Below are 11196 nucleotides of genomic sequence, written 5' to 3' on the forward strand. Positions count from 1 at the left end.
CTCAAGTGCCTGACAGGGGACTGCGAGTTTCGCCCAAAGATTGCAGGTGGGAAGTCGACTGGGTCACAGGTGGAGAGCCGGGGCAGGGCGATGAGCAACGAGCGATGAGCGATGAGCCAGAGAGGAGTCCTTCCGTCCGGGCATGCCTCGCGTCTTCCCTCAGAAGACCCCCAGCGCCAGCCCCGCGGCCATCACCTGGCCCAGTTCGGCACAGCGCTGCATCGCTTCGCCGTCGACCTCGCCTTTCACGATGACGGGTTCGGCGACCTTCTTCCATTGGTAGCCGAGCGCGATGCGCTCGATCGATGTCACTGCGCCAGTGCCGTCATTGCCCGCACTGACGAAGATCGCGTAGGGCAGGCCTTCGACCTTGCCCTCGACGGGGTAGAAGGTGCGGTCCATGAAGTCCTTCACCGCCCCCGACATGTACCCGAAGTGTTCGGGGGTTCCGATGAGAAGCGCCTCAGCCCAGAGCAGATCTTCCGCATCGGCGTCCAGCGCAGGCTGGGCCCGCAACTCCACGGGTTCACCCGACTGGAGAATGCCCATCGTCACGGCCTGAACCATCTGCAGCGTCCTGCCGCCGGCGTGGCCGCCATAGATGAGGAGGATCCGTTTCGCACTGGCTGCCATGCAGTCACTGTACGCGAGCAGGGGTCAGCGAGACACCTCAGCCGGCGGAGAAGATGAAGAGTTTCCACGGGGAACACGGGGTGCACGGGGGAAGAAATTCCGCTCCCAAGCCTCTCTTGTTTTCCCCCTGATCCCCGTGTCCCCCGTGGAAATTTTCTGTTCTGAACCTGTCGGCAATCGCAGCGCAGGTGGACTACTGCACATAACGAAACTGAGGACTGCGTTCAGGGCCGACGAGCCGTCTGTGACGCAGGTCATCTCCCCGCGCTTCCTTGCTCCACTCCCCTAACGCGGATGCAGGTCGTTCCATGCGAGCAGGTTCGGGCGATGCCGCGTAAGGCCAAGCCCGGTGCCCGCCGATACAGCGGGTACTGCGAGCAAAGGGGCTCGCTTCAACGAGTCATCGGAGTCACCAATGCGATTCAGAATTTCCACGATCGCGCTTGCCGTGGCGGCATCTTTGCCCGCACTGGCTTCCGCGGTCGATTTCTCATACAGCGGTTTCTCGACCGCCGCGTACGCGCAGAGCGATACGGATCTCGCCCAGGTCGGCTACATCGGCCAGCCTGACGGCATCGATTCGGACGGCACCTTCACCACCGACTCCAAGCTCGGCGTGCAGGTCACTGCGAAGTTCAACGACCAGTTCTCCGCGACGGTGCAGGGTGTGGCTTACGCCGATCTGACCGCCGACTGGGAACCGCACCTCGACTGGGCGTACGTCCGCTATCAGCCGACGTCGAACCTGAGCGCCCGCGTCGGTTACCTGCGCGCTCCGACGTTCATGTACTCGGACTCGGTGTTCATCGGTTACGCGAACAGCTGGGTGCGTCCGCCGATGGAAGTTTACGGTCTGTCGCCTGCCTACCAGTTGCGTGGCGTGGATCTCTCGTGGCGTAACAATCTCGGCCCCGTCGCCGTCACCGTGCAGCCTTACTACGGCGACAGCAAGCTGGATGCCGGCGATCCGGCCATGGAAATCGAAGTTTCCGAATGGGCTGGCATGGCGGTCACCGGTGAAGTCGGTTCCTTCATGTTCCGTGCCGGCTATGCCTCGATCGAACTCGGCACGACCACTGAACAGCTGGTCGGTCCGATCACCACGCTGCGCAGCATGGCCGCGCTCGGATGCACGGGTTGCGCCGTCGATGCGAATGCTCTCGATCTCGATGGAACGAAGATCAAGAACATCAACGTCGGTGTTCAGTACGACAACGGCACGAGCATCGCGATCGCCGAAGTGGCGCAGCGCGACACCGACTCGTACGTCACGGTCGCCATGAACTCGGCCTACGTGACCTACGGTCATCGCTTCGGCAGCTTCATGCCTTACGGCACGATTGCCGCCGCACGTCGCGATGACAGCAACATGAGCTCGGCGATTCCTGCCGGCTCGCCGTTCTCCCCGCTCGCTGCTGTCGCGAACAGCACGCTGGCCGGCGGCAACGACGACCAGGATTCGTACACGCTCGGCGTTCGTTACGAAGTGCCCAGCTTCTCCGTCCTCAAGGGCGCGATCGTGAAGCTGCAGTACGATCACATCGAAGCGAAGGAAGGCAACGGCATGTTCATCAACGTGCAGCCTGGCTTCGACGGCGATACGGACATGATCAGCGCATCGTTCGACTTCATTTTCTAATCGGAGAAGAACCATGCGTAGCGTTATTGCAGGTCTGACACTCGCGCTGGCTGCCGTCAGCGCGAATGCCGACATCGTCGTGATCGTCAACCCGAAGAACCCCGCGGCTGCGTTGAGCGCGGATCAGGTGTCGGCGATCTATCTCGGCACCGCCACCACGTTCCCCGATGGCAGCGGCGTCGCACTCGCCGACCAGCCGGAAGCTGCCGGCATCCGCGGTGACTTCTACCAGAAGGCAACCGGCCGTTCGGCTGCCCAGGTGAAGGCCACGTGGGCGCGCATCACTTTCACGGGCAAGGGCACTCCGCCCAAGGAACTGAAGAGCGATGCTGACGTGAAGGCATTCGTCGCTGGCGATGCCAAGGCGATCGGCTACATCGACTCGTCCGCAGTGGACGGATCGGTGAAGGTGGCGCTGAAGCTGTAAGAAGCGATGAGCGGCGAGCGGTGAGCGATGAGCCAGAGCGTCCTTCAGGATTCTGGCTCGTTGCTCACAGCTCGCAGCCCTCTGCGCCTCCACCTTTCTTGACCGCAACCTCCCCCACGCGACCCCGCTAGATACCTCTGCGCCCTCCTTCAGGGTCCGCCGTAATTCGCGTGATTCGTCTCGAAGTTCCGGTCTTTGCTCCTCAAGGGACTGCTGCGCTGCTCCGATAGCCGGCACGTGAACGACGCCGTGTCGTTCATGCTTTTTCTTAAGGATCAGGAGCAGAGTTTCATGCGATTCCGCACTTCCCTCATCGCGCTCGCCGTCGCAGCTGTACTGCCGTCAGTCAGCTCCGCCGTGGAGTTTTCCTACAACGGCTTCACGACCGCCGGCTATTCCGAGCTCGACGAGGATGGCGTCGTGTTCAAGACGACGAACGACATGGACGGAATCGATTCCTCCGGCACGTTCGAGTACGACTCGATCATCGGTCTGCAGGGCACGGTCAAGTTCAGCGACGAATGGTCGTTCACCGCGCAGGGCGTGGTGAAGCGTGAAACTGACGGTGACTTCGGTCCGAGCGTCGACTGGGCCTACCTGAAGTGGCAGCCCGTGTCGAACCTCGCCGTGCGCGCAGGTCTCACGCGCCCGCCGACATTCATGTTCTCCGACTCGATCTACGTCGGCTACTCGAACATCTGGGTGCGCCCGCCGCTGGAAGTCTACGGAATCTCTCCGGTGTACCAGCTCGCTGGTGTCGACGCCCTGTGGCGCACGAACCTCGGACCGGTCCGCCTCACCGTGCAGCCGTACTACGGCAACTCGGAGCTCAAGCTGCCGAACACGACGACAGGCGAAGGTGAATACAAGCTCGATGTGAAGGACTGGTACGGCGTCGCGCTCACCGGCGAGTACGGTTCGTTCACGGGCCGCGTTGGCTACGGCGACAAGCAGTACGACGACGAGCATCCGGGCCTCGCGACGCTGAAGACGTCGCTCACGGCACTCGGCTACGCGGATCTCGCGAACCGCCTCGGCATGGATGGCAACAAGTCGCCGATCCTCAACCTCGGTCTGCAGTACGACAACGGTACGCAGTTCGCGGTGGCCGAGTATGCGCATCGCGGCACGGATTCGATCACGGTGCCGGAACTGAGCGGCTCCTACTTCACGTTCGGCAATCGCTTCGGTTCGTTCACGCCATACGCAACGGTCGCGATGCTCAACGTCGACAGCGCGCGCAGCAACGAGGAAATTCAGATCGCCAGCGCACCGGCGCCGCTGCGTCCGGCGCTGACTGCGCTCGACGCCTCGATCGATGGACTCGCGTCGGCGGTCAGCGATCAGAACACTTACTCGCTGGGCCTGCGCTACGACGTGCCTTCGTTCTCCGTGCTGAAGGGCGCGGTCGTGAAGGCGCAGATCGATCACGTCGAGCCGAAGGACGGCGGCAAGGGCTTCTTCTCCGCGGCACCGGCCGGCTTCAGCGATTCGGTCAACATCTACAGTCTCACGTTCGACTTCATTTTCTGATCGAGAGGGAAGCACTCCATGCGTATTGCGAAGACTCATTCATGGTTGCTCGCCTCTCTGCTCGGCCTCGGCTCGATGAGCGCGAGCGCCGACATCGTGGTGATCGTCAACCCGAAGAACCCGGCAGCGAACCTCACGGCGGAGCAGGTGTCCGCGATGTACCTCGGTACTTCCGCGACGTTTCCCGACGGCGGCGCGCTGGCGCTCGCGGACCAGCCGGAATCCGCCGGCATCCGCGGTGACTTCTACCAGAAGGCAACCGGTCGTTCGGCTGCCCAGGTGAAGGCCACGTGGGCGCGCATCACTTTCACGGGCAAGGGCACTCCGCCCAAGGAACTGAAGAGCGATGCTGACGTGAAGGCATTCGTCGCTGGCGATGCCAAGGCGATCGGCTATATCGACTCGTCCGCGGTGGACGGATCGGTGAAGGTGGCGCTGAAGCTGTAAGAAGCGATGAGCGGCGAGCTGTGAGCGATGAGCCAGAGTCTCAAGAATTCTGGCTCGTAGCTCGTAGCTCGTAGCTCGCAGCTCGTAGCTGGCTCGGCGGCCCGTCGCGCCCGCCGGCGCTTTCATCCGTTCCACGATTGTCACGCGATTTCCCGGTGATACAGTCTCGCGCTGTCTCGATCACCGGAGTTGCGATGTATACATTCTCGCGTAACGGCACGCTCGTCGCGGCGTTGCTGACCACACTCTCCATCGCGGGCTGCAAGGGCAAGGATCCAACGCCCGCCCCCGAACCGCAGGCGGCTCGCGAAGTCGTCAGTGCCGAGGCAAAGACTGCAGCGACACAGATCACCGCGGATTTCCTGCGCACGCACATCACGACGTTCTCCTCGGACGAATTCGAGGGACGCGGTCCTGCGACCGCGGGTGACACCAAGGCGCGCGACTATCTCGTCGATCAGCTGAAGCAGCTCGGCTTCGAGCCGGGTGGTGCGGATGGCAACTACCAGCAGACGTTCGACGTCGTCGGCGTCGAAGCGCGGATGCCCAAGCAATGGACCTTCGCGAAGGACGGTAAGAAGGCCTCCTTCAAGTGGTGGGATCAGTACATCGCGGGCAGCGGTGTGCAGAGCGACAAGGCCTCGATCAAGGACGCGGAAGTCGTGTTCGTCGGCTATGGCATTCAGGCGCCGGAATACGGCTGGGACGATTTCAAGGGCCAGGACCTGAAGGGCAAAGTGCTGCTGATGCTGAACAACGATCCGGATTGGGATCCGGCGATGTTCGCAGGCAACACGCGCCTCTATTACGGCCGCTGGATCTACAAGTACGAGAGCGCGGCGCGCCAGGGCGCGGCCGGTGCAATCATCATTCACACCACGCCTTCCGCGGGCTATCCGTTCCAGGTCGTGCAGAGCTCGTGGTCGGGTGAGCAGGTCGAGCTGCCCGCAGGCAGCGAGCCGCGCCTGCAGGCGAAAGCCTGGCTGACCGAAGATGCCGCCCGCGAACTCGTGAAGCTGGCGGGCAATGACCTCGACAAGCTCGTCGAGTCGGCGAAGTCGAAGGACTTCACGCCCGTGTCGCTCGGCGTGAAGACGTCGCTCGACTTCACCAACAAGATCAACCGCTCGACCACGGCCAACGTATACGGCGTGCTGAAGGGCAGCGATCCGCAGCTGGCCGACGAATGGGTGGTCTACAGCGCGCATCACGATCACATCGGCGTCGGCGAACCCGATGCCACGGGCGACAAGATCTACAACGGCGCGATGGACAATGCGTCGGGTGTCGCTGAAGTGCTCGCCATCGGCAAATCGTTCAAGGCAATGCCGGCCGCTCCGCGCCGCTCGGTGATGCTGCTGTTCGTCGCCGCGGAAGAGCAGGGCCTGCTCGGCTCGAAGTATTTCGCCGAGCATCCGACCATGCCGGCCGGCAAGATCGCCGCGAACATCAACTACGACAGCGGCAATATCTGGGGCCGCACCAAGGACGTGACCTACATCGGCAAGGGCAAGTCATCGCTCGATGCGACGCTCGAAGCCGTGGCCGCAACGCAGGATCGCGTCGTGAAGGCCGATCAGTTCCCGGATCGCGGCAGCTTCTACCGCTCCGACCAGTTCAACTTCGCGAAGATCGGCGTGCCCGCGCTGTACTTCGGCAGCGGCACCGATTTCATCGGCCAGCCCGCGGGCTGGGGTCGCGAGCAGCGCGAGAAGTACGAAGCGACGAGCTATCACCAGCAGTCCGATGAGATCAATGACAGCTGGAACTTCGACGGCATGATCGAAGATGCCCAGCTCGGCTTCTGGACGGGCCTGAACATCGCCAACGCGGATGCGATGCCCACGTGGGTGCCGGGCGATGAGTTCGAAGCGGCGCGCACCAAGGCCCTGCAGGCGGCTGAGTAAGCACCGGCTGTGAGCGGCGAGCGATGAGCTGGATCCGCAAGGCTCTGGCTCGTCGCTCGCACTCAAACCGGCTTGATCACATACCCCGCTCTCGGGAAGTGCACAGCGAGCTCGCCGACCTGCTCGTCGGCGCGCCTCACGACGACTTCCTCGGCCGACAGCGACAGCAGCTCGCCTTCCACCGGATCTTTCCCGGCGTCGTCCGGAATGACCTGGATCTTCATGCCAGGCTTGCGACCCATCGAATCGTTGGCATCGGCTTGAGGCTGCGTTGCCGGGGAAGCTGCCTTCGCAATGGCGAGGGCTTCCTTCGAATCCATCTCGGTTCGCGTGCCGTGACCGAGTGCCTCCATGCGATCCATCCAGGCGAGCAGCTTCGGGAATTCCGGCAGCGGAGCGACGGCGCCCAGGTTGCTGCGAATGAACCAGCACGGGTTGTAAAGAGCGCAGTCGACCAGTGTCGGATCATCGCCCTGCAGGAACGGGCGGCTATCGTGGAGCATCGACGCGAACCACACGAGCTGCATGCGCAACTGATCGACCAGCATGGGCCGCGCTGCACGGATGCGGTCCAGGTTCATTTCACGGCCCGTCATCTTCGCGCGATCCTCGAGCAGTCCCGGAGCGAGCTGGGCGAAGTCGCGCGCGCCGAAGACGATGCCAACCGCGGGAGAGAACAGGTTCCGGTCGATCATGAACGCCAGGGCATTCGCTGTGCCCGCGTCCGTGCCCCGGTAGAAGCTGCGCTCGGGAAAACGTCGTTCGATCTCGCGCAGGATGCACTGCGTATCGCAGTAGATATCGGCACCGATCTGCATGACCGGCGTCTTGCGATATCCGCCCGTCAACGGCATCAGGTCAGGTTTCGGCATGATCATCGGGATGAGCACCGAGCGCCAGGCAAGCCCTTTCAGGCCGAGGGCGATGCGGACTTTCTCCGCGAAAGGAGAGGTGGGGTAGTGGTGCAGGATGAGGGTGGACATTGGCGATCCTTCGGAAGCAAGTCTGACTTTCAGGCCAGAAAACACTGTGAGCCCGGCGCTATGATGCGGGTCTCGGCGATGCATGCAATGACTTCTTCGGTAAAGCGGGCGGTATCCACCATGCAGGCGAATTTGGTTCTGATCGCGGGCATCACCGCGGCTTCGATGCTTGCTGGTTGTGGGAAGCAACCAGCGCCGCCGGTGCCCGCGGCAGTGACGCTGGCTGCGGCTCCTTACAAAGCAGGTTCGCTCGCGATCCAGTGCGGCACGCTCATTGACGGCGTAAGTGATGCGCCTCGACAGGAGGTGACGATCGCGATTCGCGAGGGACGCATCGCGTCGGTCGATGCCGGCTACAGCAAGCCAACGGACCTGCCGCTGCTCGATCTGCGGGGCTACACGTGCCTGCCCGGGTTGATCGAGATGCACGATCACATCACCGAAACGTCGAACGACACGACGGACATGAGCATCTATCTGCGACGCCAGGACGAAGAGCAGTGGCTGCTCTCACGCTCACAGGCGGAAGCGACGCTGCTCGCGGGATTCACGACGGTCCGCAATGTCGGTGTGTATCGATCGTGGGCGGATCGCGAGCTGCGTGATGCCATCAACGATGGCAAGACGGCCGGACCGCGAATGCAGGTGAGCGGCTTCTATCTCACGATTCCCGAAGGCGGCGGCGACCTCATCGTGCCCAACGTGCCAATGGCGGAGATCCCGGCGGAATTTCGTGCAGGTGTTGCGCGCGGTCCCGAAGAGTTCAAACGCAAGGCACAGATCGCAATCGACGGCGGCGCCGATGTGCTGAAGGTGATCGCATCAGGCGCCGTGCTCGCTTACGGCGGCGTGCCGGGTGAACCGGAGATGACGCCGGAAGAAATCCGTGCCGTCGTCGAAGTTGCCCATGCGGCTGGCAAGAAAGTCGCGGCTCATGCGCATGGCGCCCGCTCCATCAAGGAAGCGATCCTCGCGGGCGCCGATACGATCGAGCATGCCTCACTCATCGATGACGAGGCGATCGCGCTGGCGAAGGAACGCGGCGTCGCATTGTCGATGGATGTCTACAACGGCGACTACATCGACACCGAAGGTCGCAAGCAGGGTTGGCCGGAAGAATTCCTGCGCAAGAATGTCGAGACCACCGAGGCGCAGCGGCAAGGCTTCGCGAAGGCTCACGCCGCCGGAGTCGCGATCGTCTATGGGACGGATGCCGGGGTTTATCCGCACGGATTCAACGCTCGTCAGTTCCCGATCATGGTTCAGCGCGGCATGACGCCGATGGAAGCGATCAGGTCGGCGACCTCGATCGCGGCGAAGTACATGGGCTGGGAAGATCGCGTCGGTTCGATCGCGCCAGGCAAGTTCGGCGACATCGTGGCACTGAAGATGAATCCGCTCGAAGACATCTCGCAACTGCAGGATGTGCAGGTCGTGATCAAGGATGGGCTGGCGTTCAAGATGCCGGCGCAGGTGCAGTGACGCCGAGTGTGCCAGGCGGACTCGCAGAAGAAGGGTGAGCCCGCGTGTGAAATCCCTGACGCTTGTTTACTATCCTCCAGCATCGCGCGGCGGAGGCCTCGCTGACATCGCGGTTTCGCCGGCAGGACGTCGATCCGGACCGTCTGTATCGGGAATCCCCATGAGAAGAACGACTCGTTCGTGCCTTGCCGTTGCTATCGCCGCGCTCACCTGGGCAGCAGGTCCTGCCAACGCGAAGCCCGTCAAACCCGTGCTGCATGGTCAGCATTGGGTCGCCGTCACGGGCAAGCCTCTGGCCGCAACCGCGGGCGCGAGAATCTTCATGAAGGGCGGCAACGCTGTGGATGCGGCGTGCGCGATGATCGCGGCCACATCGACGATGTGGGACACGCTCGGATGGGGAGGCGAAACGCAGGCGCTCATCTACAACCCGCACACGAAGAAGGTCATCGGCGTGAACGCTCTCGGGGTTGCTCCGACGGGCGCGACGCCGGAGTTCTTCAAGGGCAAGGGCTACGAGTATCCGCCGGAGTTCGGTCCGCTTGCGGCAGTCACACCGGGAACGCCGGGCGGCATCATGGTGATGCTGGCCGAGTACGGCAAACTCAGCCTCGCTGAAGTGCTTGCGCCCTCGATCGACATGGCGGATGGCTATCCGATCGAAGAACAGGCCGCGAATACGATGGAGCGCTGGAAGGACGAGCTGCGCAAGTGGCCGGAGTCGCGCAAGACGTTCCTCGTTCACGAGAACGATCCCGCCTACAAGGGCCGGGCTGCACCAGAAGCCGGAGAGATTTTCCGCCAGCCCGAGCTCGCAGCGACATTGCGCAAGCTCGTCGAGACCGAAGCGGCGGCGCTGAAGGCCGGCAAGTCGCGCAAGGACGCGATCATGGCCGCGTACGATCGCTTCTACAAAGGCGACATCGCGAAGGAATTCAGCCGCGGCGCGCGTGAGCTCGGCGGATTGCACACGGAACAGGATCTCGCGAACTGGCGAGTGCATCTCGAAGAGCCTGTGACGACGAACTATCGCGGCGTAGACGTCTACAAGCTCACGCACTGGGTTCAGGGGCCGGCGATGCTGCAGGCGCTGAACATTCTCGAGAACTTCGACCTGAAGTCGATGGGCTACAACAGCTCACGCTACATCCACACGGTGTACCAGGCGATGAATCTCGCGTTCGCCGATCGCGACTTTTACTACGGTGACCCGGCCTTTCCGCCCGAGGAGCCGATCAAGGGCCTGCTGTCGAAGGACTACGCGAAAGAGCGTGCGAAGCTCATTCGCGACGATCGCAATGACATGGACGCGAAGCCAGGCGATCCCTATCCCTTCCAGAAGGGCAGGAATCCCTACACGGATCTGCTGCAGCAGTGGCACACCGTGAAGCCGCGGGTCGACAAGGCGGCGCCCAATCAGTGGAGCCCGGTGAGTCCGACGGCGATGGCTGAGTTCGATCGCACCTTCCGTCTCGGAACGACGAGTGTCGAAGCCGCCGACAAGGAAGGTTGGGTCGTTTCGGTCACCCCGAGCGGCGGCTGGATTCCAGCCGTGATCGCAGGCAAGACAGGTATCGGCATGAGCCAGCGCATGCAGAGCTTCGTGCTCGACCCGGCGGAGAATCCGTTCAATGTCGTCGCACCAGGCAAGCGTCCCCGCGCTACGCTGACGCCGTCGCTCGCATTGAAGGACGGCAAGCCACTGCTGGCTTTCGCAGTCCAGGGCGGCGATACGCAGGACCAGAACCTGCTGCAGTTCTTCCTGAACTTCGTCGAGTTCGGGATGAATGTGCAGGAGTCGGCCGAAGGCGCCAACATCACGAGCTACCAGATGCGCGATTCGTTCGGCGCCCACGAATCGTTCCCCGGCCGGCTCACGCTGACGAACTCGATCCCGGCATGGGTTCGCGCCGACTTGCAGAAAAAGGGCTACAAGCTGGAGTTCGTCGAGAACAACTCCGGCCCCGTGACCGCAATCTTCCTCGACCAGAAGCGGGGGACGATGGCCGGCGCCGCCGCGTGGTACGGCGAGGACTACGGCATCGCGTGGTGAGGTAGTCTTGGCAAGCTGCTCCACCGTGGTGCGGGAGTGCGTTAGAACGCCCGCGCCGCGTGCGCCGACTGCGCAATTTCACGTCTTCGAAC

Annotated in this window: 9 protein-coding genes; 7 read left to right on the forward strand and 2 right to left on the reverse strand. The window is 62.8% G+C overall.

The window, feature by feature from the left end:
* Positions 1–159: 159 nt before the first annotated feature.
* Complete coding sequence (locus tag HNQ60_RS10625) at positions 160–633, reverse strand: flavodoxin family protein (RefSeq protein WP_184331446.1); 474 nt, start codon at positions 631–633, stop codon at positions 160–162.
* Positions 634–1048: 415 nt separating this feature from the next.
* Between HNQ60_RS10625 and HNQ60_RS10630 the strand changes: the two genes are divergently transcribed.
* The 5 genes from HNQ60_RS10630 to HNQ60_RS10650 all read left to right on the forward strand — a co-directional run bounded on the left by HNQ60_RS10630 (position 1049) and on the right by HNQ60_RS10650 (position 6586).
* Positions 1049–2272 carry a hypothetical protein gene (locus HNQ60_RS10630; RefSeq protein ID WP_184331448.1) on the forward strand — a complete coding sequence of 408 codons (1224 nt, stop codon included), beginning with the start codon at positions 1049–1051 and terminating at the stop codon, positions 2270–2272.
* 13 nt (positions 2273–2285) lie between these two features.
* Positions 2286–2699: a type 2 periplasmic-binding domain-containing protein gene (locus HNQ60_RS10635; RefSeq protein ID WP_184331450.1), complete on the forward strand. Its 414-nt coding sequence runs from the start codon at positions 2286–2288 to the stop codon at positions 2697–2699.
* 291 nt (positions 2700–2990) lie between these two features.
* Positions 2991–4232 carry a porin gene (locus tag HNQ60_RS10640; protein ID WP_184331451.1) on the forward strand — a complete coding sequence of 414 codons (1242 nt, stop codon included), beginning with the start codon at positions 2991–2993 and terminating at the stop codon, positions 4230–4232.
* Between the two features lie 18 nt (positions 4233–4250).
* Positions 4251–4679 (forward strand): type 2 periplasmic-binding domain-containing protein, encoded by a 429-nt coding sequence (locus HNQ60_RS10645; protein ID WP_221304124.1) that lies wholly within the window; start codon positions 4251–4253, stop codon positions 4677–4679.
* 194 nt (positions 4680–4873) lie between these two features.
* Positions 4874–6586 carry a M28 family peptidase gene (locus HNQ60_RS10650; RefSeq protein ID WP_184331453.1) on the forward strand — a complete coding sequence of 571 codons (1713 nt, stop codon included), beginning with the start codon at positions 4874–4876 and terminating at the stop codon, positions 6584–6586.
* Positions 6587–6648: 62 nt separating this feature from the next.
* On the opposite strand, the gene HNQ60_RS10655 is transcribed toward HNQ60_RS10650, so the two are convergent.
* Complete coding sequence (locus HNQ60_RS10655) at positions 6649–7569, reverse strand: glutathione S-transferase family protein (protein ID WP_184331455.1); 921 nt, start codon at positions 7567–7569, stop codon at positions 6649–6651.
* An 87-nt stretch (positions 7570–7656) separates the two neighbouring features.
* On the opposite strand from HNQ60_RS10655, the gene HNQ60_RS10660 reads away from it, so the two are divergent.
* Together HNQ60_RS10660 and HNQ60_RS10665 are read left to right on the forward strand one after the other, a co-directional pair.
* Positions 7657–9051 (forward strand): metal-dependent hydrolase family protein, encoded by a 1395-nt coding sequence (locus tag HNQ60_RS10660; protein WP_221304125.1) that lies wholly within the window; start codon positions 7657–7659, stop codon positions 9049–9051.
* A 160-nt stretch (positions 9052–9211) separates the two neighbouring features.
* Positions 9212–11104 (forward strand): gamma-glutamyltransferase family protein, encoded by a 1893-nt coding sequence (locus tag HNQ60_RS10665; protein ID WP_184331457.1) that lies wholly within the window; start codon positions 9212–9214, stop codon positions 11102–11104.
* The last annotated feature ends 92 nt before the right edge of the window (positions 11105–11196 follow it).

This window comes from Povalibacter uvarum (assembly GCF_014202975.1).
GTDB lineage: Bacteria > Pseudomonadota > Gammaproteobacteria > Steroidobacterales > Steroidobacteraceae > Steroidobacter > Steroidobacter uvarum.